The sequence below is a fragment of the Shinella sp. H4-D48 genome (assembly GCF_022637395.1).
In the GTDB taxonomy this organism is placed as follows: domain Bacteria; phylum Pseudomonadota; class Alphaproteobacteria; order Rhizobiales; family Rhizobiaceae; genus Shinella; species Shinella sedimenti.
Window position 1 is genome coordinate 2,104,815 of the sequence record NZ_CP093337.1, and the last position, 24,111, is coordinate 2,128,925.

Annotated in this window: 20 protein-coding genes; 3 read left to right on the forward strand and 17 right to left on the reverse strand. The window is 62.0% G+C overall.

Features of this window, described 5'->3' with window-relative positions; translation table 11 throughout:
- Nucleotides 1-18 precede the first annotated feature (18 nt).
- On the forward strand, nucleotides 19-1,329 hold the full coding sequence (locus MNR02_RS10390; protein WP_241946732.1) for a L,D-transpeptidase family protein: 1,311 nt from the start codon (nucleotides 19-21) through the stop codon (nucleotides 1,327-1,329).
- A gap of 60 nt (nucleotides 1,330-1,389) precedes the next feature.
- On the opposite strand, the gene MNR02_RS10395 is transcribed toward MNR02_RS10390, so the two are convergent.
- On the reverse strand, nucleotides 1,390-2,340 hold the full coding sequence (locus MNR02_RS10395; protein WP_241946733.1) for a tetratricopeptide repeat protein: 951 nt from the start codon (nucleotides 2,338-2,340) through the stop codon (nucleotides 1,390-1,392).
- 142 nt (nucleotides 2,341-2,482) lie between these two features.
- A complete protein-coding gene (gene dnaE, locus MNR02_RS10400) occupies nucleotides 2,483-5,977 on the reverse strand; it encodes a DNA polymerase III subunit alpha (protein ID WP_241946734.1) in 3,495 nt (1,164 codons plus the stop codon).
- Between the two features lie 125 nt (nucleotides 5,978-6,102).
- Here dnaE and MNR02_RS10405 point away from each other — a divergent pair, with 125 nt between their 5' ends.
- Complete coding sequence (locus MNR02_RS10405) at nucleotides 6,103-6,324, forward strand: hypothetical protein (protein WP_241596376.1); 222 nt, start codon at nucleotides 6,103-6,105, stop codon at nucleotides 6,322-6,324.
- The gene (locus MNR02_RS10410; RefSeq protein WP_241596379.1) at nucleotides 6,321-6,899 is read left to right on the forward strand and encodes a hypothetical protein; all 579 of its coding nucleotides are present in this window, start codon (nucleotides 6,321-6,323) and stop codon (nucleotides 6,897-6,899) included. Before MNR02_RS10405 ends, MNR02_RS10410 begins: the two co-directional genes overlap by 4 nt.
- 34 nt (nucleotides 6,900-6,933) lie before the next feature.
- Here MNR02_RS10410 and MNR02_RS10415 read toward each other — a convergent pair whose 3' ends face one another.
- From MNR02_RS10415 to nuoG, 15 genes are all read right to left on the reverse strand, one after another.
- The gene (locus tag MNR02_RS10415; protein WP_241596381.1) at nucleotides 6,934-7,620 is read right to left on the reverse strand and encodes an ABC transporter ATP-binding protein; all 687 of its coding nucleotides are present in this window, start codon (nucleotides 7,618-7,620) and stop codon (nucleotides 6,934-6,936) included.
- An 11-nt stretch (nucleotides 7,621-7,631) separates the two neighbouring features.
- On the reverse strand, nucleotides 7,632-8,936 hold the full coding sequence (locus MNR02_RS10420; RefSeq protein ID WP_241596383.1) for a lipoprotein-releasing ABC transporter permease subunit: 1,305 nt from the start codon (nucleotides 8,934-8,936) through the stop codon (nucleotides 7,632-7,634).
- 36 nt (nucleotides 8,937-8,972) lie between these two features.
- Nucleotides 8,973-10,301 (reverse strand): proline--tRNA ligase, encoded by a 1,329-nt coding sequence (gene proS / locus MNR02_RS10425; protein WP_241946735.1) that lies wholly within the window; start codon nucleotides 10,299-10,301, stop codon nucleotides 8,973-8,975.
- 721 nt (nucleotides 10,302-11,022) lie between these two features.
- Complete coding sequence (locus tag MNR02_RS10430; RefSeq protein ID WP_241596388.1) at nucleotides 11,023-11,292, reverse strand: DUF1467 family protein; 270 nt, start codon at nucleotides 11,290-11,292, stop codon at nucleotides 11,023-11,025.
- Between the two features lie 75 nt (nucleotides 11,293-11,367).
- The gene (mce, locus tag MNR02_RS10435; RefSeq protein WP_241946736.1) at nucleotides 11,368-11,772 is read right to left on the reverse strand and encodes a methylmalonyl-CoA epimerase; all 405 of its coding nucleotides are present in this window, start codon (nucleotides 11,770-11,772) and stop codon (nucleotides 11,368-11,370) included.
- Between the two features lie 135 nt (nucleotides 11,773-11,907).
- Nucleotides 11,908-13,575 (reverse strand): ribonuclease J, encoded by a 1,668-nt coding sequence (locus MNR02_RS10440; protein WP_241946737.1) that lies wholly within the window; start codon nucleotides 13,573-13,575, stop codon nucleotides 11,908-11,910.
- 15 nt (nucleotides 13,576-13,590) lie between these two features.
- Nucleotides 13,591-14,331: a biotin--[acetyl-CoA-carboxylase] ligase gene (locus MNR02_RS10445; RefSeq protein ID WP_241948856.1), complete on the reverse strand. Its 741-nt coding sequence runs from the start codon at nucleotides 14,329-14,331 to the stop codon at nucleotides 13,591-13,593.
- Nucleotides 14,332-14,354: 23 nt separating this feature from the next.
- On the reverse strand, nucleotides 14,355-15,797 hold the full coding sequence (gene nuoN / locus MNR02_RS10450; RefSeq protein WP_241596393.1) for an NADH-quinone oxidoreductase subunit NuoN: 1,443 nt from the start codon (nucleotides 15,795-15,797) through the stop codon (nucleotides 14,355-14,357).
- A gap of 16 nt (nucleotides 15,798-15,813) precedes the next feature.
- Nucleotides 15,814-17,328: an NADH-quinone oxidoreductase subunit M gene (locus tag MNR02_RS10455; RefSeq protein ID WP_241946738.1), complete on the reverse strand. Its 1,515-nt coding sequence runs from the start codon at nucleotides 17,326-17,328 to the stop codon at nucleotides 15,814-15,816.
- Nucleotides 17,328-19,325: an NADH-quinone oxidoreductase subunit L gene (gene nuoL / locus MNR02_RS10460; protein ID WP_241946739.1), complete on the reverse strand. Its 1,998-nt coding sequence runs from the start codon at nucleotides 19,323-19,325 to the stop codon at nucleotides 17,328-17,330. Before nuoL ends, MNR02_RS10455 begins: the two co-directional genes overlap by 1 nt.
- 7 nt (nucleotides 19,326-19,332) lie before the next feature.
- Nucleotides 19,333-19,641, reverse strand: a complete 309-nt coding sequence (gene nuoK, locus MNR02_RS10465; protein ID WP_241596402.1) for an NADH-quinone oxidoreductase subunit NuoK — start codon at nucleotides 19,639-19,641, stop codon at nucleotides 19,333-19,335.
- Between the two features lie 25 nt (nucleotides 19,642-19,666).
- Entirely contained in the window at nucleotides 19,667-20,281 is a 615-nt protein-coding gene (locus MNR02_RS10470; protein WP_241596405.1) for an NADH-quinone oxidoreductase subunit J, read from the reverse strand.
- 98 nt (nucleotides 20,282-20,379) lie between these two features.
- On the reverse strand, nucleotides 20,380-20,871 hold the full coding sequence (nuoI, locus tag MNR02_RS10475; protein ID WP_023513863.1) for an NADH-quinone oxidoreductase subunit NuoI: 492 nt from the start codon (nucleotides 20,869-20,871) through the stop codon (nucleotides 20,380-20,382).
- Between the two features lie 36 nt (nucleotides 20,872-20,907).
- On the reverse strand, nucleotides 20,908-21,954 hold the full coding sequence (nuoH, locus tag MNR02_RS10480; protein WP_241596408.1) for an NADH-quinone oxidoreductase subunit NuoH: 1,047 nt from the start codon (nucleotides 21,952-21,954) through the stop codon (nucleotides 20,908-20,910).
- 20 nt (nucleotides 21,955-21,974) lie between these two features.
- Complete coding sequence (gene nuoG, locus MNR02_RS10485) at nucleotides 21,975-24,053, reverse strand: NADH-quinone oxidoreductase subunit NuoG (protein ID WP_241596411.1); 2,079 nt, start codon at nucleotides 24,051-24,053, stop codon at nucleotides 21,975-21,977.
- Nucleotides 24,054-24,111 lie beyond the last annotated feature (58 nt).

The following is a 24,111-nucleotide window of genomic DNA, read 5'->3' on the forward strand; positions in this document are numbered from 1 at the left end:
TGCGTACGGGTGAGTTACATGAAGTTTCGTCTTGCCACTGGCATGAGCATTCTGGGCCTGATGCTGAGTTGCACCAGCGCCCTCGGCGGCACGCTCGAAGGGCCGCTGCAGATCGTGGTCTCCAAGGATCTCCAGGAACTGAAGATCTACGATGGCGGCGTCGTGGTGGCGACCTCGCGCGTTTCGACCGGCAAGGCCGGCCACTCGACGCCAACAGGCATCTTCTCCATTCTCGAAAAGAAGCGTACGCACTTCTCCAATATATATGACAGCGCGCCGATGCCCTTCATGCAGCGGCTGACCTGGTCGGGTATCGCGCTGCACGCCTCCAACAGCGTGCCGTCCTACCCGGCCTCGCACGGTTGTGTGCGCCTGCCCAACGATTTTGCCAAGACGCTTTTCTCCGCCACCCGTCGCGGGGGGCATGTCCTGATCTCCGACCGCGAAGTAGCGCCGCAGCGCGTGGTACATGCCGCGCTCTTCAAGCCCTCCATCGTCGTTCCGGATACGCCACTGCTCTCCGATGCCGGCCTGCGGCCCGCGCTGATCGAGGCCGGCGACAAGAGCGTCGAGGTCGCGATGACCGAGCCCAAGCCGTCGGTCATCGAACCCGTCGTCGTCAAGACCGAGCAGGACCCGATCCGCATCCTGATCACCCGCCGCGGCGAGCGCGAAGCGCTGCTGGACCTGCAAACGCTGCTCAACACGCTGGGTTACGACGCCGGCGTACCGGATGGCCGCCACGGCAAGCAGACGATCACGGCCATCCGCGCCTTCCAGCTGGCAGAGGGATTGAAGGAAGACGGCATGATGACAGCCGATCTCGTTGCTGCCGTCTATGCCAAGGCAGGAAAGGGCGCGCCGCCGAACGGCCAGATCCTCGTGCGCCAGAAGTTCAAGCCGCTCGTCGAGGAAGCGATCACCATCCGTGAGCCGGAGGTGGCCCTGGGGACGCATTTCCTGCTGGCGCGCGCGGTCGATGCCGACAAGGGTACCGCCGAATGGTATGGTGTGAGCATGGACAACCAGTTGCCGCAATCGACCCTGAAGCGGCTCGGCATCACCACGGAGGCGGATGCGGGCGCGCCGGATGCGCTTGCCCGCACGCTGGATCGGCTGGATATCCCTGAGGACATGCGCAACCGTATTTCCGGCCTGATGAGCGAAGGTGCGTCGCTGTCCATTTCAGACACGGGGCTTGGCCCGGAAACCGGCGACGGAACGGACTTCATCACCGTCACACGCAAGGTGCAGAAGGCGGATGTGTCGGTCACACAGGGCAGCAGGAAATCGAAAAAGAAGAAGTCGTCGGTGACGGTCATCAACTGACCTGTTGCAAACACACTTTATCTTAAGGCCACCCCTCGGGTGGCCTTTTCTTTGCGTGTCTCACTCGCCAAGGCGACGCAGCAGCTCGTCGTAATCCTCCTGTGCCGTCGCCAAGCGGGCGTCCTCACCCGCAGCACGCAGACGCTCGATCCGGGTCCGCATGAAGGCCTTGGCGTCCTCCTTCCGCCCCAGCTCGTAGGCGAGTACGCCGCGCTGGAACAGCAGATCCTGCACGGTATCGAGGTCGTTGTCCGCCTCGGCGATGGCCAGGACACGCTCCAAATACGGCTCGGCCTCCGGCTTTCGGCCCATCGCGTGAAGGTTCTGGGCAAGGTTTGTCAGCACTGTCGTGAGATTGGGGTGGCTTTTGCCAAAGATCTTCTCGCCGCGGGCGAGCACATCGAGATTGAGCGTATAGGCCTGCTCGTAGAGCTTTGCCTCATGCAACTCGTAGGCCTGTTTCTGGCGCACGCCGGCACGCTGGTCGTCGCTGTAGCCGTCGTAGCGGTCGGCCATCAGCGCCGCCTTGCCGTATTGTTCGGCGGACAGCGCGTGCCTGGCGCTGTTGCCGGGAATTTTCGCGTAGCCGCCAAGCAGTTCGGCGTAGAGATAGCGATCGCCAAGCTGGCGCTTGAGTGGGCGGCGGTCATCGTCCGCCAGCGTCATCAGCTCTGCCAATGCGTCGATTCCGTCTTCAAACGGAACAACAGACGAGCGGCTCGTGACGAGACCGATCATCGACAGGATATCGCGTCGTTCGTCGATCAGATCCTGCCGCTTGCCAACATAGGCGCGCAAGACCTTCAGCTCTTCCATCGCGTCGGTGCCGCTGAACTCTACGTTTTCATCATCGATGCGGCTGCGCATCAGCGTGACGCGCTGGCGCAATTGCGCATCATTGGCAGGTGCGCCCTGCTTTTCGATAATGATCGTCTCGCGTTCTGCCATGGCGATAGACGGAAGTGCCAGGACGGCGACGAGGCAGTACACGATGGCAGCGCGAAATCGCATCCGTTTCCTCCGGCTCCCTGTTGATTATCCTGGTTCAGGAACTGGCAAACGGAGCCATTAAGATCAAGACCGCAGACGATCTTTTTCGACCGACTGCGGGGCGTTAGCGCGGTGCGAGTGATGAGCGGCCGGGCTCGCGCGCCTATACCAGCTCCACGTCCAGAACGCCCGGCGCCGAGCGCAGGGCCGCGGCGATTTCGGGAGAGATGCGGAAGCGTTCGTTCAGTTCGACCTCGATCTCGCGCTGGCCGTTGTCCTTGATGACGATGAAGGACACGAGGCCGTCGCCCTTGGTGTTGAGATGGGCGGCGATGGAGCGCAGCGGACCGGAATCGCGCACATAGACGCGCAGCGCCTTCTGCGTCTGCAACGCCTCCTCCTCCAGCGAGCGCAATGTCTGAATGCGCAGGCCGATGCCCTCCGGGCGCTCTTCCGCCTGAACCGTCATGACCAGCGATTTGCCGGGCTCGAGAAGATCGCGGTACTGGTTGAGCATTTCCGAAAACAGCACGGCCTCGAACTGACCGGAGGAATCAGAGAAGGCGACAATGCCCATCTTGTTGCCGGTGCGCGTCTTGCGCTCCTGCTTGGAGGTGACGGTGCCGGCAAGGCGGCCGGCCGTCGCACCGCGCTTCACCGCAACGGAGAAGTCCCCATAGGTCTGTACGCGCATCTTCGAGAGGATCGGCGCATAGGTATCGAGCGGATGTGCCGAAAGATAGAAGCCGAGCACCTGGAACTCGCGGTGCAGCTTTTCCGAGGCGAGCCACGGCGTGTAGGAGGGCAGCGTGATGACCTCGGGTCCGGTCGCAGCCCCCATGCCGAAAATGTCGCCCTGCCCGCTCGTCTTGTTCTCCTGGGCGCGCTGTGCTGCTCCGAGCAGACGGTCCAGCCCGGCAATCATCGCCGCGCGGTCATGGCCGAAGCAATCGAAGGCGCCGGCGATGATCAGGCTTTCGAAGACGCGGCGGTTGACGAATTTCGGATCGATGCGGGTGCAGAAATCCTCCAGGCTCTTGAACGGCGTCGTGCCGCGCACCTCCACGATATGCTGCACCGCGGCCTCGCCAACGCCCTTGATGGCGGCGAGCGCGTAGTAGATGCGGCTTTCGCCGGTTTCGAAATGCGCAAAGGAAGTCTGGACGGACGGGGGAATGACCGCGATGCCGAGACGCGCGGCATCCTGTCGGAAGTCGTTCAGCTTGTCGGTGTTGGACATATCGTAGGTCATCGACGCGGCGAGGAATTCGACCGGGTAATGCGCCTTGAGATAGGCCGTCTGGTAGGACACGATGGCGTAGGCGGCGGCATGCGACTTGTTGAAGCCGTAATTGGCGAACTTGGCGAGCAGGTCGAAGATCAGGTCGGACTGCGGCTTGGACACGCCGTTCTTGACCGCGCCCTCGACGAAACGCGCGCGCTGTTTGTCCATCTCCTCCTTGATCTTCTTGCCCATGGCGCGGCGCAGCAGGTCGGCTTCGCCGAGCGAATAGCCCGAGAGCACCTGGGCGATCTGCATCACCTGCTCCTGGTAGACGATGACACCCTGGGTCTCCTTGAGCAGATGGTCGATCATCGGATGGATCGACTCGATCTCCTCCTCGCCATGCTTGCGGGCGTTGTAGACCGGGATGTTTTCCATCGGGCCCGGACGATAGAGCGCCACGAGCGCAATGATGTCCTCAATGCAGTCGGGCCGCATACCGATCAGCGCCTTGCGCATGCCGGCACTTTCCACCTGGAACACGCCGACCGTCTCGCCGCGCGAGAGCATCTCATAGGTCAGCTGGTCATCGAGCGGCAGGCTTTCGAGCTTCACTTCGATGCCGCGCTTGCGGATGAAATCGACCGCCGTCTTCAAGACGGTCAGCGTCTTCAGGCCGAGGAAGTCGAACTTGACGAGGCCAGCCTGCTCCACCCATTTCATGTTGAACTGGGTGACCGGCATGTCGGAGCGCGGATCGCGGTACATCGGCACGAGCTGCGACAGCGGACGGTCGCCGATCACGATGCCGGCGGCGTGCGTGGAGGCGTGCCGGTAGAGGCCCTCGATCTTCTGGGCGATGTCGAGCAGGCGTGCGACCACCGGCTCCTTCTCAGCCTCTTCCTGCAGCTTGGGCTCCTCCTCGATCGCCTTGTAGAGCGGCGTCGGGTTGGCCGGATTGTTGGGCACGAGCTTGCAGATCTTGTCGACCTGGCCATAGGGCATTTCCAGCACGCGGCCGACATCGCGCAGGGCGGCGCGCGCCTGCAGCGAACCGAAGGTGATGATCTGCGCCACCTGCTCGCGACCGTATTTCTGCTGCACGTAGCGGATCACCTCTTCGCGGCGGTCCTGGCAGAAGTCGATATCGAAGTCCGGCATCGAGACGCGTTCCGGGTTGAGGAAGCGTTCGAAGAGCAGCGAGAATCGCAGCGGATCCACGTCGGTGATGGTGAGCGCATAGGCCACCAGCGAGCCCGCACCCGAACCACGGCCCGGCCCGACAGGTATGTTGTGATGCTTGGCCCATTTGATGAAGTCGGCAACGATGAGGAAGTAGCCGGGGAACTTCATGCGCTCAATGACGCTGAGTTCGAAATCCAGCCGCTCGCGGTAATCCTGCTCGGTGTAACCCGGCGAGAGCCCGAGAAGGGCCATGCGGCTCTCCAGGCCCTCGATAGACTGACGGCGCAGCTCTGCGGATTCGGCCCGTTCGGCCTCCTCCGGATCGTCGGTGGCTCCGGTGAAGCGCGGCAGGATGGGGCTGCGCGTCTTCAGCACGAAGGAGCAGCGTCGGGCAATTTCGACCGTGTTTTCCAGGGCCTCCGGCAGATCGGCGAACAATGTCGCCATATCCTTGCGGCCCTTGAGGTAATGATCCGGCGACAGGCGGAACCGGTTGTCGTCCGAAACCATCGCATTGTGCGCGACGGCCATCAGCGCATCGTGCGCGTCGTAATCGTCCGGCGCCGGGAAGAAGGGCTCGTTGGTCGCGACCAACGGCAAATCCTCGGCATAGGCGAGTTCGACCATGCGACGCTCGTGCTGCCGGTCGTAGCGGCCATGGCGCTGCAATTCGATATAGAGCCGGTCGCCGAACGCCGCCTTCAGGGCCTTGAGCCGCGCCCTGGCAACGGCTGGCTGGCCGGCCAGATACGCCATGTCTACGGGGCCGCCGAGGGCACCGGTCAACGCGATAAGCCCCTCCGTGCCCTCCTCCAGCCAGCTCCTGGCGATGCGAACCGACTGGCCGCTCTCGCCACCGAGATAGGCGCGACTGACAAGCTCCACCAGACGAACATAACCGGCGTCGGTTGCCGCCAGCAAAACGATCGACGGCAGCTTGACGAGCTGGGCCTGAGAACCCCGCCGCTCGCCGTCGCCTTCGTCCTCCATGTCGATCGACAACTGGCAGCCGATCAGCGGCTGGATACCCTCGCCGACCGCCTTCTGCGAAAACTCGAGCGCGGCAAACAGGTTGTTCGTATCCGTGATCGCGATTGCCGGCTGCTGGTCGGATGTTGCCTTGCCGATGATCTTCTTGATCGGTAGGGCCCCTTCGAGCAGCGAGAAAGCCGAATGCACGCGCAGATGCACGAATTCCGGCGTTTCCGCGATCTTCGCATTGTCTGAGCCCGGTACCGCTTCCGCCATCTGCTTCGTCCTTTCAATCAGACAGGAAGCTTAAGCGGATTCGCACCAGCCTCGTCCAGACGGTTCTTGCCCTTGCACCCGATATCCACGCGGCAAGGCGCATTCAGTTGGGGGATGCGACGAAAATGTCAGATGCCGAAGAGAATGACGGAGAAGCTGGCGACGAACATTGCCATGGTGGTGAATGCGGCGAGATCGCGAAGAAAGTCGGTCATGGTGTCTCCCTTTCCGTTTATGTTTTTATTTTGTTCCACTCTTGTTCTCATGTCAACAGTTTTCCACAGCCCCTCTGGACCGTCGCTTCCAAGCGCAATACGGTCTGGCCGATCAACGGAGAATTGAAATGAAATCGTTTGCCGCCGCGCTGCTGTTTTCCACCACCGTTCTGCCCGCGGGCGCCATCGCCGCCGACTTTCCGGCAGAGCGCATCATTGCCATGGCGAGCGGTGATTGGGACAAGGACGGGACTGCGGATCTTGCCGTTATCGCGACGCCGGAAAACGACGGCGACGACAACGGACTTTATGTCTATCTCGCCAAACCGAACGAGAACCGGCTGAAACTCGCTCTTTCACTGCCCAACACGGTCTGGGGGAACCTCAGCCTGTTCGGTCAGGAGCCCGAACTTGTCGCGCTCGCCAACGGCTCCTTCACGCTGACGACGAAGAATGAAGCCGTCGGCCGCGAGCGCTGGCGCCAGTCGCTCACCATCGCCTATCGGAATTTCGATTTCATCGTGGCGGGCTACACCTTCTCATCCTACGACACGCTGAACCCGGACGGCGCGCAGGAATGCGACCTGAACGTTCTGACCGGCAAGGGAAAGAGCAGCGGGCGGCCGGTCGCCGGCCAAGCGCAGTTCGTTCTGCTGAAGGACTGGAAGGACGATGTCGGCCGCTCGATCTGCGGTCTCGACAACTGATCTTGGAGCGTGCCACACGCGCCGGAGATGAGCCTCAGGCGAGTTCGCGCACGAGGCCGTCTTCGATCGTCACGCGACGATCCATCAGGCCCGCAAGCTCATGGTTGTGCGTGGCGATCATCGCCGCAAGGCCGGACTGGCGGGCAAGGGCCTCCAGCGCCTCGAAGACGTAGCCTGCGGTTTCCGGGTCGAGATTGCCGGTGGGCTCGTCGGCAAGCAGCAGAAGCGGCGCATTGGCCACGGCGCGGGCAATCGCCACGCGCTGCTGTTCGCCACCCGACAGCTCGGAGGGACGATGGTCGGCGCGGTGGCCGATGCGCATGTAATCGAGCAGCTGTGCTGCGCGCTCGCGCGCTTCCGCCTTGGTAAGGCCGGAGATCAGCTGCGGCATCATGATGTTTTCGAGCGCCGTGAATTCCGGCAGCAGGTGGTGGAACTGGTAGACGAAGCCGATCTCGCCGCGACGAATGGCCGTGCGTTCGTCATCGCCGAGCGTCGCGCAGGAATGGCCGTTGACGAGGACCTCGCCCGCATCGGGCTTTTCCAGCAGGCCGGCTATGTGCAGCAGCGTCGATTTGCCGGTTCCTGACGGAGCGACCAGCGCGACCGTCTCGCCGCTTCTCAGCGTGAAATCGGCGCCGCGCAAGATCGACAGCGTGGTTTCGCCCTGGCCATAGTGCCGTTCGATGCCCTTCAGTTCCAAAGCGACGCGCGCATTCATGCGTTCTGTTCCTATTCGTACCGAAGGGCCTGGACGGGATCGAGCTTGGAGGCGCGCCAGGCGGGAAAGATCGTCGCGAGGAACGACAGCGCCAGAGCCATGACCACCACCGATACCGTTTCGCCGGCATTCATGTCGGCCGGCAGCTGGCTCAGGAAGTAGAGTTCCGGATTGAACAGTGTCGTGCCCGATATCCAGGAGAAGAACTGGCGGATGGATTCAACGTTCAGGCAGACGATGACGCCGAGCAGCACGCCGGCGAACGTGCCGACGGTGCCGATGGCCGCGCCCGTCATGAAGAAGATACGCATGATCGCGCCCGATGTCGCCCCCATGGTGCGCAGGATCGCGATGTCGCTCCCCTTGTCCTTCACCAGCATGATCAGGCCGGAAATGATGTTGAGCGCCGCGACAAGCACGATGAGCGTCAGGATCATGAACATGACGTTTCGCTCGACCTCGAGCGCCGAGAAGAAGGTCTTGTTGCGCTGGCGCCAGTCTGTGATGAAGATCTGTCGCTCCGCCGCCGCCTCAAGCGGCTGACGAAGCTCGTCGACCGCATCCGGGTTGGACACGAACAACTCGATCGACTGCACGATGCCTTCGGCATTGAAATAGAGCTGCGCCTCTTCAAGTGGCATGTAGATGATCGACGCATCGTATTCCGACATGCCGATCTCGAAGATGGCCGAGACCGTATAGGTCTTCACGCGCGGGTTGACGCCAAGCGGCGTCACGTCCCCTTCCGGCGCGACGAGCGTGATCTGCCCGCCTGCGCTGAGGCCCAGCTGCTCGGCCATGCGCGCACCGATCGCCACGCCGCCGGTGGCAAAGCCGACGAGATCACCTTCCTTGATATGATCGGAGACCGCCTTCATCTTGGCCAGGTCTTCGGGGCGCACGCCGCGCACCAGCGCGCCAGTGCCGGCCCCTGCCGTGCCCGAGGCCAGTGTCTGGCCCTCGACGAGCGGTATCGCCATGGTGACACCAGCAACTTTCGAAAGCCGCTCGGCCAGCTGGCCGTAATTGGTCAGCGGCGTATCGATGGGCTGAACGATCATATGGCCGTTGATGCCGAGGATGCGGGAGATCAGCTCCGTGCGGAAACCATTCATGACGGCCATGACGATGATGAGCGTCGCGACGCCCAGCATGATGCCGATGAAGGAAAACCCGGCGATGACCGAGATGAAGGCTTCCTTGCGCCGGGAGCGCAGGTAGCGCCAGGCGACCATCCGCTCGAAAGCGGAAAACGGGCGGTTCTTCTTGAAGGCCTGTGCCTCGGATGCAGATGCACCGCTCGCTGCGTCAGCCATGATCTCTCCCGTTGCACCCGGCGCTCGTGCGCCGCATCAATTCCCGGACGTCAGGCGGTTGATGGCCGCCTCGATGGTCAGCGTCTCGCGTTCGCCGGTCTTGCGATCCTTGATCTCGACCTCGCCATTGGCCACGCCGCGCGGTCCGGCAATGACCTGGACCGGCGCGCCGATCAGGTCGGCGGTCGCGAATTTCGCACCCGCCCGCTCGTCCTTGTCGTCGTAGAGAACGTCGATGCCGGCCTTCAGGAGCGCATTGTAGATCGTTTCGCAGGCCGCGTCGCAGGCCGCGTCACCCGACTTCATGTTGATGACGATGGCCTCGAAGGGCGCGATCGCCTTGGGCCAGATAATGCCGTTCTCGTCATGCGAGGCTTCGATGATCGCCGGCACGAGGCGCGTCGGGCCGATGCCGTAGGAGCCCATATGCACAGCATGTTCCTTGCCGTCGGGGCCCTGAACCTTGGCGCCCATCGCTTCGGAATACTTGGTGCCGAAATAGAAGATATGGCCGACCTCGATGCCGCGGGCGGACAGGCGATCGCCTTCCGGGATGGCATCGAAGGCTGCGGCGTCGTGCATTTCGGAGGTCGCCGCATAGCGCGACGTCCACTTGTCGAAGATGCCCTGCAGGCTTGCGGCATCCTCGAAGTTGGTGTCTTCCGACGGAATGTCGAGGTCCAGGAAGTCCTTGTGGCAGAACACTTCAGACTCGCCCGTATCGGCCAGGATGATGAATTCGTGGCTGAGATCACCACCGATCGGGCCGGTGTCGGCACGCATTGGAATGGCGCGCAGGCCCATGCGCGTGAAGGTGCGCAGATAGGCGGCGAACATGCGGTTATAGGCGTGGACCGCGCCCTCGCGGTTCAGGTCGAAGGAATAGGCGTCCTTCATCAGGAATTCGCGCGAACGCATGGTGCCGAAACGCGGGCGGATCTCATCGCGGAACTTCAGCTGGATATGATAGAGATTGAGCGGCAGGTCCTTGTAGGACTTCACGAACGAGCGGAAGACGTCCGTGATCATTTCCTCGTTGGTCGGGCCGTAGAGCATCGGCCGCTCCTGGCGGTCCTTGATGCGCAGCATTTCCTTGCCATAGGCGTCATAGCGGCCGCTTTCCTGCCAGAGTTCGGCGGACTGCAGCGTCGGCATCAGAAGCTCGACGGCGCCAGCACGGTTCTGCTCCTCGCGGATGATCGCGTTCACCTTGTCCAGCACGCGCTTGCCAAGCGGCAGCCAGGTATAGATGCCCTGGGATTGCTGCTTGATCATACCCGCACGCAGCATCAGCCGGTGGGAGACGATTTCAGCCTCCTTGGGGTTTTCCTTGAGGATGGGCAGGAAGAAGCGGGAAAGACGCATAAGACAAGGGTTCCGAACTGACCGAACCGCCCTATTGGGGGAATCGGGCAAAATGACGTTGATTTTCACGCGTTCATAAACGCTTCGCGGAAGGAAGGGAACCCGGAAGGCCTCATGGGCGCGACGGTGCGAAGCACTGTCCACCGCTCTTGGCAGCCATGACAAATGTGGCGAAAAAATGGGGCGGTCAATAACAGAAATTGCGCGCAGCTTGTCAACGGAAAAATTTTATTCCACTGTAGCAGAAATGCAAAAAAACCGGATGACAACGCCTAAGCTTTGGGCTAATTTCAGGTCACAAAACAGGCAGGAAGTACAAATTCCAGCCAAATTCGCGGTCAAGTCTTGGGAGGATCAGATCTTTGGCGCGCGCAGACGCTGCCACCGCAAAACGGATAGAGATCACGCGATACCTGTAAAACAAGGCTTTACGCCTTGTTTTTTTTTGACTTCCTGACGGCACCTTCCTTTACGTCAGCGTTTTTCGTCGATGTCCATGAGACATTGGCGCGCACCGGCTAACGCTGCGACACTCAGCCTCACACATGTATCTGGACGCGCCCATCGGGAGATTTGCGAAAACCCGCCCTCCCGCGCCGTTTGCAAGACGTGCGCGACGCGGCAATGCGCGTGACGCAAAAGGAACCGTTTTCCTGGATATCCGCCAAACAGGAATGCCGTGCTTCACCGCTCTTCAGGCCGTTAACACATGCGGCAGAGGCTATTCGAAGTTCGGGTAGAGCTGCGGAAGGGAATCGATGCCGTAGCCGAAGCGCACGGATAGAATATACCAGCCGCCATAGATGAGTGCCGAGACAATGGTCGTGGTCAGCACCACGCGACCGCCGCGAAAGCGCGCCGGTGCGCTTTCCACGGAACCCGGCACCACCTCGTTCGCCTCGGCCTGCGTGCGCAGCCCGAACGGCAGAACGGCGAAGAGCGTCATCCACCAGACGATGAAATAAACGGCAAAGTAGGAAACGAACTGCATGGGCGACCCTCGTGCGACAGCGCTCTTTTACGCCGAGCAAACGAGAAGTTCAAATGGAAGACAGGCGACGCGCTGTCACACCTGTTCGAGCTCGACCAAAGTGCCTAGAAAATCCTTGGGATGCAGGAAAAGCACCGGCTTGCCGTGGGCGCCGATCCTGGGATTTCCGTCGCCCAGCACGCGCGCGCCACCGGCAACCAGCCTGTCACGCGCTGCGAGAATGTCGTCCACCTCGTAGCAGATGTGGTGCATACCGCCCGCCGGCGCTTTTTCGAGGAAGGCGGCGATCGCCGATGCCTCGCCCAGCGGCTCGAGCAGTTCTACCTTGGTGTTCGGCAGTTCGACAAACACCACCGTCACGCCATGTTCGGGCAGCGCCTGCGCCTCCGACACCTTGGCACCCAGCGTGTCACGATAGACCGCCGTGGCGGCGGCGAGGTCCGGCACGGCAATGGCGATGTGGTTGACTTTTCCGAGCACGGTATCCTCCCGGCGTTGAACGACTGCGACCGCCTCATCCATGTCGCGACTACTTCTCGGCGAAGAGGATGCCATTCTACGGCGTGATGGCGGGCAATCTCTCGCCCGCTATCATCCCCTGCCCGTGCCGGGCAATCAGACTTTCGTCAGGAACACCGTCACAACGGGCTTTTTGCCCCAGATCTCGTTTGCGGTGGAGCGCACGGCGCGGCGCACGGCTTCCCGCACCATTTCCAGATCCTTGCGGCGGGCGCGCGGAATGCTTTCGACAGCACCCAGAATGGCGTCATAGAGCGTATCGCCCATGTCCTCGCCCTCGTCGTCGAACTGCGGCAGGCCGAACGGTTCCACTTCGGGATCGCCCATGAAATCGTAGCGGCTGTCGAGCAGAACGCTGACGGCGACGTGCCCGACAAAGGCCAGCTTGCGCCGCTCGCCGATGCCCATCTCCTCGAAGTCACCGATCAGGTTGCCATCCTTGAAGATGCGGCCGAACGGGGCGTGGTCGACGACTTCGGGCTCGCCCGGGGCGAGTTTCAGGACATCACCGTTGCGCACGCGCGGGACCTTGCCGATGCCGGACTGCTCCGCAAGCTCTGCATGTGCCGTCAGATGCGCGGCTTCGCCATGCACGGGCACCACAATCTTGGGGCGCACCCAGCCATACATCTGCTGCAGCTCATGGCGACGGGGATGGCCCGACACATGCACCAGCGCCTCGGAATCGGTGATGATGTGGATGCCCTGCTCGATCAGGCCGTTCTTGATATCGTTGATCGCCTTCTCGTTGCCGGGAATGGCGCGCGAGGAGAAGATGATCGTATCGCCTGCGGTGAAAGCGACGTTGCGCATCTCATCGCGGGCGATCTTGGCAAGCGCCGCGCGCGGCTCGCCCTGGCTGCCGGTGAGGATCACCACGACCTTGTCTCGGGGAATGTAGCCGAATTCGTCCTCGGCGATGAAGGTCTTGATGCCTTCCATCAGGCCGATGTCGCGCGCCACATCCGTCACGCGCTTCATAGAACTGCCGAGCAGCAGCACCTCGCGGCCGGCGGCCTCGGCGGCGCGCGCAATCGAGCGGATACGCCCGACATTCGACGAGAAGGTGGTGATGCCCACCCGGCCTTCGGAGGCCTCGATGATCTTGGTCAGGCTTTCGGAGACCTCGCGCTCGGAGGGCGAGACGCCGTCACGCAACGCGTTGGTGCTGTCGCAGATCAGCGCCAGCACACCATCGTCGCCAAGCTTGCGGAAACGGGTTTCGTCTGTCAGCGGACCAAGAGACGGTTCAAGGTCGATCTTCCAGTCACCGGTATGGACGACCGTGCCGAGCGGTGTCTTGATCGCCAGCGACATCGGCTCAGGGATCGAGTGGTTCACGCCGATCGCCTCGATCTCGAAGGGGCCGACATTGATGCGGTCGCCCTGCTTGAAGATCGTCACGGGGATTTCGACGCGGCTGCGCTCGTAATCACGCTTGGCCTCCAGCATGCCGGCCGTGAAGGGCGAGGCATAAACCGGTACGTTGAGGCTGGGCCACAGATCGTTCAGCGCGCCGTAATGGTCCTCGTGCGCGTGGGTGATGATGATGCCCTTCAGCCGGTCGCGTTCCTTGGCCAGAAAGCGGATATCGGGGAGGACGAGGTCGACGCCCGGCAAATCCGGTCCCGGGAAGGTGACGCCGCAATCGACCATGATCCACTGGCGGTCGGCTTTCGGGCCGTAGCCGTAAAGCGCCAGGTTCATGCCGATTTCGCCGACGCCGCCAAGCGGCAGGAACACCAGTTCGTCTTCTTTTGCCATCGTGTTCAAAACATCCTATCCAAAAAATACGTCGCCGGCCGCTATCAAGCGCGTGCCGCCGTCATCCGTCTCCAACTTGAGGAGACCTGTATCATCAATTCCGGCAAAGCGCCCGGAAATCGAACGGTCCGGAAGATTGACCGTTATGTTCTCACCGATCCCGCCGGCAACCTGCTTCCAGCGTTCGATGATCAATGCAATGCCCTGCCCGCCGTTCCATAGCGACAGCGTCTCGGCCATTGACTGAAACAGATGGGCGAAAAGCTCCTCGGGAGAAGCGGCCACGCCGAATTCGCGCAGCGTTGCCACGGGATAGAGACCGACCTCCGGAGCCACGGCCACATTGATGCCTATGCCGATAACCAGCGCATGCCGGCCGTCGGGAAGCATCTCGCCTTCGACAAGGATGCCGCAGACCTTAAGGCGCTCGATGAGGATATCGTTCGGCCACTTGATCAGCACATCGGGCGCGTCGAGCGGCATGACGCGGCTGATTGCGTCCTGCACGGCAACGGCGACGGCAAGCGGCAGGGAGCCGAGACGGTCCATCGGTGCCGCATCGATCAGCATCAGTGATGCGTAGAGATTGCCAGGCTCGGAAAACCAGGCGCGGCCGCGCCGCCCGCGACCGCCGGTCTGACGCACGGCGGTCACCCAGAGACCGGAAAGCGCGCCCTTTCGGGCGCGCTCCAGGCATTCCGTATTGGTCGAACTCACATCCGTGAGCGCCTCATGCCGGAAGTCGTCAAGCGACATCAGGCGAGGATGATCGGACCGGCTCAAAAGAAGGTCCGCGCCGCCGCTTCGGCTGCGTTGCCGATCGGCCCGCCGATCAGGATGTAGCCGAGAACGAACAGGCCGGAGAGACCGAATACCAGCTTCAGCTCACCCGACGTACGTGCGAATTCGCCGGTCGGCTCATCGAACCACATCACCTTGATGACGCGCAGGTAGTAGTAGGCGCCGACGACCGACGACAGGACACCGATGATGGCAAGCGCATAGAGATGCGCCTCGATCGCCGCCATGAACACGAAGTACTTGGCGAAGAAGCCAGCCATGGGCGGAATGCCGGCAAGCGAGAACATGAGGACGGTCAGAACGGTCGCCATGAAGGGGTTGGTCGAGGACAGGCCTGCGAGGTCATTGATATCCTCGACATTGCCGCCTTCCTTGCGGCGCATGGCCAGGATGCAGGCGAAGGTGCCAAGCGTCATGACCATGTAGATGAGCATATAGAGCGCAACGCCGCGCACACCTGCCATGGAGCCGGCCGCAAGACCGACCAGTGCATAGCCCATGTGACCGATGGAGGAATAGGCCATCAGGCGCTTTATGTTCTTCTGGCCGATGGCAGCGAACGAACCGAGCAGCATCGAGGCGATCGAGATGAAGACGATGACCTGCTGCCAGTCGGCAACGACGGGCTCGAAGGCATCGATGACGATGCGTACGAGCATGGCCATGGCGGCGACCTTCGGAGCGGCTGCGAAGAAGGCCGTGACCGGGGTCGGAGCACCTTCATAAACGTCCGGCGTCCACATGTGGAACGGCACGGCCGAGATCTTGAACGCAAGGCCGGCGAGAATGAAGACCAGGCCGAAGACGAGACCGAGCGAGCGGCCCTCTGCGGTGAGCGCGGAGGCGATTTCCTGGAAGCCGATCTGGCCGGTGAAGCCGTAGACCAGCGACATGCCGTAAAGCAGCATGCCCGAGGACAGCGCGCCGAGCACGAAGTACTTCAGGCCGGCTTCCGTCGAGCGCAGGCTTTCGCGGTTGATCGCGGCGACGACATAAAGCGCGAGCGACTGGAGTTCCAGCGCCAGATACAGCGACAGCAGGCTGTTGGCGGAGATCATCAGCAGCATGCCAAGCGTCGACAGCACGATCAGCACCGGGAACTCGAAGCGGTCGAGCTGGTCGGAGCGGGCGTGACCGACCGTCATGACCATGGCGGTGATCGAGCCGATCAGCGCCAGCACCTTCATGAACCGCGCGAACGGGTCGGAGACGAAGGCGCCGCCATAGGCCTGGCCCTCGCCGGTGGCGAGCACCAGCCAGAGGCCGGAGATGATGAGCAGCGCGACGGCAAGCCCCGTGACCGTCGTCCCGGAGCGTTCGCCCGAGAAGACACCGATCATCAGCAGGGCCAGGGCGCCAACGGCCAGAATGATCTCCGGCATCGAGAGCTGCAGGCTGGCGAGGATTGTATCAGCAGTCATGTCTAGGGTCCCGTCGTCAGTTCGCCAGAAGCGCAACAGATTGCTGCGCCGCTTGCAGAGCCGCGGAATATTGGTTGAGCAGGGCGTCGACCGAAGCCGCCGTCACATCGAAGACCGGTGCCGGATAGACACCGAAGAAGATGGTCAGGATGCCGAGCGGATACAGCAGAAGCTTTTCACGGCCCGAGAGATCGAGCAGCGCCTTGAGGCTTTCCTTCTCAAGTGCACCGAAAATCACCCGGCGATAGAGCCAGAGCGCATAGGCGGCAGAGAGGATGACGCCCGTGGTCGCAAAAAGCGCAACCCAGGTGTTGGCGCGGAAGACGCCGAGCAACGTCATGAATTCGCCGACGAAGCCCGACGTGCCGGGAAGGCCGACATTCGCCATGGTGAACAGCATGAAGGCGACGGCGTATTTCGGCATGTTGTTGACGAGACCGCCATAAGCCGAGATCTCGCGGGTATGCAGCCGGTCATAGACCACGCCGACGCAGAGGAAGAGCGCGCCGGACACGATACCATGCGACAGCATCTGGAAGATGGCGCCCTGCAGGCCCTGCGCATTCGCCGCGAAGATGCCCATGGTGACGTAACCCATATGGGCGACCGACGAATAGGCGATCAACTTCTTGATGTCGTCCTGCATCATCGCGACCAGCGAGGTGTAGATGATGGCGATGACCGACAGCGTGAAGACGAAGGGCGCGAAATAGTCGGAGGCGAGCGGGAACATGGCCAGCGAGAAGCGGATGAAACCGTAGCCGCCGAGCTTCAGGAGCACGCCTGCCAGGATGACCGAACCCGCCGTCGGCGCCTGAACGTGCGCGTCGGGAAGCCAGGTATGCACCGGCCACATCGGCATCTTCACCGCGAAGGACGCGAAGAAGGCGAGCCACAGCCACGTCTGCATATGAGCCGGGAAGTTGTAGGCAAGCAGTTCCGTGATGTCGGTCGTGCCGGCCTGCCAGTACATCGCCATGATGGCGAGCAGCATCAGCACCGAGCCGAGCAGCGTGTAGAGGAAGAACTTGTAGGATGCGTAGACGCGATCCTTGCCGCCCCACACGCCGATGATGATGAACATCGGAATGAGGCCCGCTTCGAAGAACACGTAGAACAGCACGATGTCGAGCGAAACGAAGACGCCGACCATGAACACTTCCAGAAGCAGGAAGGCGATCATGTAGGCCTTCAGGCGCTTCTCGATGGTGTTCCAGCTAGCAAGCACGCAGAAGGGCATCAGGAAGGTCGAGAGGATGACGAACAGCATGGAGATGCCGTCGACGCCCAGATGGTAGGAGATGCCGGTGCCGAGCCATTCATGCTTCTCGGTCATCTGGAAGCCGGGGTTCGAATAGTCGAACCCGATCCAGATGAAGAGCGAGAGCACGAAGGTGAAAACCGTCGTCAGCAGCGCGACATTCAGGATGTTGCGGCGGCCATACGGGCTGTCCTCACGCGTCAGCAGCAGAAGCGCCACGCCGACGAGCGGGAGAAAGGTGACCGCTGAAAGAATGGGCCAATCGGTCATCAGAGGGAACTCCCGAGCATCATCCAGGTGACGAGTGCTGCAATACCCAGCAGCATCGCGAATGCGTAGTGATAGAGGTAACCGGTCTGGAGACGTACGACACGGTCGGTGACGTCGACGACGCGAGCGGCAACACCGTTCGGGCCAAAACCGTCGATGACGGCGCCGTCACCCTTCTTCCAGAGGAACCTCCCCAGCGCCTTTGCCGAACGAACGAAGAGGAAATCGTACAGTTCGTCGAAGTACCACTTGTTGAGCAGGAACTGGTAGAGACCGCGGTGCTGCTCTGCGAGGTACTTCGGGGTCTCCGGCGAACGGATGTACATGTACCAGGCGGTGACGAAGCCAAGCGCCATGGCGGCGAACGGGCTCCACTTCACCCACAGCGGAACGTGGTGGTACTCGTTGACCAGGTCGTTGCCCGGCAGCGTGAAGAGAGCGCCCTGCCAGAACTCGCCGTAATGGTGACCGTAGAAATACTCCACGAAGATCACACCCGCGCCAATCGCGCCCGCACCGAGAATGTAGAGCGGGATGAGCATGACGGCCGGCGACTCGTGCACATGGTGCATGACGTCTGCCGAAGCGCGGGGCTTGCCGAAGAACGTCATGAAGGCCAGGCGCCAGGAGTAGAAGCTCGTGAAGAGCGCGGCAATGACCAGCAGCACGAAGGCGAAGCCGGCAACCGGGCTGTGCGACGCAAACGTCGATTCGATGATCGCATCCTTCGAGAAGAAGCCGGCAAAGCCGATGACGGTGCCCGGGATGCCGACGCCGGTCAGCGCGAGCGTGCCGATCGTCATCATCCAGAAGGTGATGGGGATGTGCTTGCGCAGGCCACCCATGTAGCGCATGTCCTGCTCGCCATCGACGGCGTGAATGACGGAACCCGCGCCAAGGAACAGCAGAGCCTTGAAGAAGGCGTGCGTGAACAGGTGGAAGACGGCCGCGCCATAGGCGCCGATGCCGAGCGCCACGAACATGTAGCCGAGCTGCGAGCAGGTCGAATAGGCGATGACGCGCTTGATGTCGTTCTGCACGAGGCCGACCGTCGCGGCGAAGAAGGCCGTGATCGCGCCGACGAGCGTGACGACCATCAGGGCGTCATGCGACAGTTCGAAGACCGGCGACATGCGTGCGACGAGGAAGACGCCGGCGGTGACCATGGTGGCGGCGTGAATGAGCGCCGAAACCGGGGTCGGGCCTTCCATGGCGTCCGGAAGCCAGGTGTGCAGCAGGAACTGCGCCGACTTGCCCATCGCGCCCATGAAGAGCAGCAGGCAGGTGGCGGTCAGCGCATGCGACTTGTCGAGCGACATGCCGAACAGGTTGATGACGGGTTCAGCGGCATTCGCGGCCCCTTCGGCCGGCAGATAGGTCGCGGCGGTCGCGAAGATCGTTTCGAAATTGATCGAGCCGAACAGCACGAAGACGCAGGAAATGCCGAGAATGAAGCCGAAGTCACCGACGCGGTTGACGATGAACGCCTTCATGGCGGCCGCGCTGGCCGACGGCTTCTTGTACCAGAAACCGATCAGCAGGTAGGAGGCCAGACCCACGCCTTCCCAGCCGAAGAACATCTGCAGCAGGTTGTCGGCGGTCACCAGCATGAGCATGGCGAAGGTGAAGAGCGACAGATAGGCGAAGAAGCGCGGCCGATGCGGATCGTGGTGCATGTAGCCGATCGAGTAGATGTGCACGAGCGTCGAAACGGTGTTGACCACGACGAACATGACGGCCGTCAGCGTGTCGACGCGGAACGCCCATTCGACATCGAGATTACCCGACTGGATCCAGCGCAGCACGCTGACCTTGATCATCTCCGTCTCGCCCATGGCGACGTCGAAGAAGACGATCCACGACAGCACGGCGGCGATGATCATGAAGCCGGAGGTGACGTATTCCGATGCCTTGGCGCCGATGGCGTTGCCGCCGATGCCGGCGATCAGGAAGCCGATCAGCGGAAGAAAGACGATTGCCTTGATGATGGTATCCATGACCCGATCAGCCCTTCATCACGTTGACGTCTTCGACGGCGATCGAACCGCGGTTACGATAGAAGACGACGAGAATTGCAAGACCGATGGCCGCTTCCGCAGCCGCGACGGTCAGAATGAACAGCGCGAAGACCTGGCCGACGATGTCGTTCAGGAACGCCGAGAACGCGATCATGTTGATGTTGACCGCAAGCAGGATCAGTTCGATCGACATCAGGATGACGATGACGTTCTTCCGGTTGAGGAAGATGCCGAAGACGCCGAGAACGAAGAGGATGGCGCTGACCGTGAGATAGTGGGAAATACCGATTTCCATGATGCTTTTCCTTGTCCGCGCGGCCTCAGATGCCCTGTCCGGGCTTCACCTTGACCACCTCGACGGCGGTTTCCGGCGTGCGGGCAACCTGCTGCGAGATGTTCTGGCGCTTGATGTTTGGCTTGTGGCGCAGCGTCAGCACGATCGCGCCGATCATGGCGACGAGCAGCACGAGGCCGGCGATCTGGAAGTAGTAGGCGTAGTGCGTATAGAGCACGTCACCGAGCGCTGCCGTGTTGGTGCGTTCCGATACCGGCGGGATCGGCATCGACACGTTCGAGGCGATTTCCGGCGAAAGCGTCGAACCGCCGATGACCACGACGAGTTCGATGGCCAGGATAACGCCGATCAGCGCGCCGACCGGAGCATATTCAAGAACGCCCGCGCGCAAGGCGGCGAAGTCGATGTCCAGCATCATGACGACGAAGAGGAAGAGAACCGCGACGGCGCCGACATAGACGACCAGCAGGATCATCGCCAGGAACTCGGCGCCCGTCAAAAGGAACAGGCCCGCCGCGTTGAAGAAGGTGAGGATCAGGAACAGCACGGAGTAAACCGGGTTCCTCGACGCGATCACCATGAAGGCGGACGCCACCGCCACGAAGGCGAACAGATAGAAGAATAGAGCCTGCAGACCCATTTTGGTGCCTTTTCGTCTTCCCCGGAGAAGGTCCCCCTTCCCCGTCGAAGCCTGACGACCCTCTCGTCAGGCACTTGAAATTCAATACGCCCAGCCGATCAGCGGTAAGGCGAGTCCATCGCGATGTTGCGGGCGATTTCCCGCTCCCAGCGATCGCCGTTCTCGAGGAGCTTCTGCTTGTCGTAGTAGAGCTCTTCGCGCGTCTCGGTCGAGAACTCGAAGTTCGGACCTTCGACGATGGCGTCAACCGGGCAGGCTTCCTGGCAGAAGCCGCAATAGATGCACTTCACCATGTCGATATCGTAACGCACCGTGCGGCGGGTGCCATCGTTGCGGCGCGGGCCGGCCTCGATGGTGATGGCCTGAGCAGGACAGATCGCTTCGCACAGCTTGCAGGCGATGCAGCGCTCTTCACCGTTCGGGTAACGGCGCAGCGCATGCTCGCCGCGGAAGCGCGGAGAGACAGGGCCCTTTTCGAAGGGATAGTTCACCGTTGCCTTCGGGCGGAAGAAGTAACGCATCGACAGGAAGAACGCGCCGACGAATTCCTTGAGGAACAGCGAATTTACGGCTTGCGAAAGACTAGCCATTTCAAGCTCCAATGCTGCTGAGGCGAGAGACGGTCATCATGGCGACCAGCCCGTGAGCTTCAGCACGAATGCGGTAATGACGACCATGGCAAGCGAGATCGGAAGGAAGACCTTCCAGCCCAGACGCATGAGCTGATCGTAGCGGTAGCGCGGCACGAAGGCCTTCACCATCGCGAACATGAAGAAGACGAGAAGCGCCTTCAGGACGAACCATACGATGCCCGGAACCCAGTTCAGGAACCAGACGTCGACCGGAGGCAGCCAGCCTCCGAGGAAGAGGATCGTGGTCAGCGCGCACATCAGGCAGATGGCGGCATATTCGCCGAGCATGAACATCATGTACGGGGTGGAGCCGTACTCGACCATGAAGCCGGCGACGAGTTCGGATTCCGCTTCCGGAAGGTCGAAAGGCGGGCGGTTCGTCTCGGCCAGCGCCGAGATGAAGAAGATCACGAACATCGGGAACAGCGCCAGCCAATGCCAATCGAGGAACGACGGCGGCAGGCCGAGACGGGTGCCGAGACCATCGCTCTGGGCGTTGACGATATCAGACAGGTTCAGCGAACCGACGCAGAGCAGCACGGTCACAATGACGAAGCCGATCGACACTTCGTAGGACACCATCTGCGCCGCGGAACGCAGCGCACCAAGGAACGGGTACTTCGAGTTCGAAGCCCAGCCGCCCATGATGATGCCATACACTTCGAGCGACGAGATCGCGAAGATGTAGAGAATGCCGACATTGATGTTGGCGATCATCCAGCCGTCATTGACCGGGATCACCGCCCAGGTCGCCAGCGCCAGCGTCACGGAAACCAGCGGAGCGAGCAGGAAGATGACTTTGTTGGCCGTGGCCGGGATCACCGGCTCCTTGAAGACGAACTTCAGAAGGTCGGCAAACGACTGGAGAAGACCGAAGGGGCCGACGACGTTCGGGCCGCGGCGCAGCTGTACCGCCGCCCAGATCTTGCGGTCTGCCAGAAGGATGAAGGCGATCGACACCAGAAGCAGCACCAGCAGCAGAAGCGACTGGGCCACCATGATGAGACCGGGCCAGACATAGGTCGAAATGAAAGCGTCCATAACGTCTTATTCCTTCGCGCTCATTCCGCCGCGGCTTTGAAATTGTTGCGGGCAAGCGCCGAGCATTCGGCCATGACCGCGGAGGCGCGCGCTATCGGGTTCGTCAAATAGAAGTCTTTGATCGGAGACGCAAACCCGGAATTCGCCATCGTCCCGCCTTTTTTCGCAAGGGCCGAGAGATCGGCGATTTCGCTTGGTGCGATCTCGTCGATCGCGGCGAAATGCGGGTGCGCGGCATAGAGTTTTGCGCGCAGCTGGACGAGCGAATCGAACGGCAGCTTCTTGCCGAGCACGTCGGAAAGCGCACGCAGGATCGCCCAGTCCTCGCGGGCATCGCCCGGTGCGAAGCCGGCGCGGTTGCCCATCTGGACGCGGCCTTCGGTGTTGACCCAGGTGCCCGACTTTTCGGTATAGGTCGCGCCCGGCAGGATGACGTCGGCGACATGCGCCGCGTTGTCGCCGTGCGAGCCAATATAGACCGTGAAGGCGGACTTCTTCGAGAAGTCCATCTCGTCGGCGCCGAGCAGGAAGAGCACGTCCGTGCCGTCCAGCATCTCGGCAGCCGTCTTGCCGCCCTCGCCCGGCACGAAACCGAGGTCGAGCGCACCGACGCGGGCAGCGGCGGTGTGAAGCACGGCAAGACCGTTCCAGTCGGCCGTGACCGCGCCGACCTTGTCGGCGAGTGCAGAGACGGCCGAGAGAACGGCCAGACCATCGGCGCGCGACAGTGCGCCCTGGCCGACGATGATCATCGGACGCTCGGCCTTCTTCAGCGTTTCGGCAAACGAGATCGAACCGTTGACGAGGCCGGACAGCGTATCCGTGCCGGCGCCGAGATATTCGTAGCCGTAGCGCAGTTCACCCTGCTCGCCGATCACACCGATCGGGAAGTTGTCCATGCGCCAACGCTTGCGAATGCGGGCGTTGAGCACGGCGGCTTCGAGACGCGGGTTGGAGCCGACGATGAGCAGCGCGTCGGCCTGCTCGATACCTTCGATGGTCGGGTTGAAGATGTAGCTGGCGCGACCGAGCGACGGGTCGAGCACCGACCCGTCCTGGCGGCAATCGATGTTCGTCGAACCGAGCGACGTCATCAGTTCGCGCAGCGCGTAGATTTCCTCGACGGAGGCCAGATCGCCGGCGATGGCGCCGATGCGGTCGCCCGGCTTGCCGGCAACGGCAGCCTTGATGGCGCCGAAGGCCTCGGCCCAGGAGGCAGGCTGCAGACGGCCGTCCTTGCGAACATACGGGCGGTCGAGACGCTGGGTCTTCAGGCCGTCCCAGATGAAGCGGGTCTTGTCGGAGATCCACTCTTCGTTGATCTCTTCATTGACGCGCGGCAGGATGCGCATGACTTCGCGGCCGCGCGTATCGACGCGGATCGCCGAGCCGACGGCATCCATCACGTCGATGGATTCGGTCTTGTTCAGTTCCCACGGCCGCGCCGTAAAGGCGAAGGGCTTGGAGGTCAGCGCGCCGACCGGGCAAAGATCGACCACGTTGCCCTGAAGCTCCGAGGTCATTGCCTGCTCGAGATAGGTGGTTATCTCGGCATCTTCACCGCGGCCGATGAGGCCGAGTTCGGTAATGCCGGCAACCTCGGTCGTGAAGCGAACGCAACGCGTGCAGTGAATGCAGCGGTTCATGATCGTCTTGACGAGCGGGCCGATATACTTGTCTTCGACTGCGCGCTTGTTTTCAGCGTAGCGCGACGAGTCGATACCGAAGGCCATCGCCTGGTCCTGCAGGTCGCATTCCCCGCCCTGGTCGCAGATCGGGCAATCCAGCGGGTGGTTGATGAGCAGGAACTCCATCACGCCTTCGCGGGCCTTCTTGACCATTGGCGTGGTCGTGAAGACTTCCGGCGCTTCGCCGTTCGGGCCGGGGCGCAGGTCGCGCACGCTCATGGCGCAAGAGGCCGCCGGCTTCGGCGGGCCGCCCTTCACCTCGACGAGGCACATGCGGCAGTTGCCGGCGACCGAAAGCCGCTCGTGGAAACAGAAGCGCGGAACTTCGGCGCCCGCCTCCTCGCACGCCTGAAGCAGCGTGAAGTGGTCAGGGACTTCGATTTCTTTTCCGTCGACGATCAGCTTTGCCATATCTCAATCCCGCTTTGACGCGAAACCGCGTCTTACCAGCGCCATTCTCTCTCCGGCC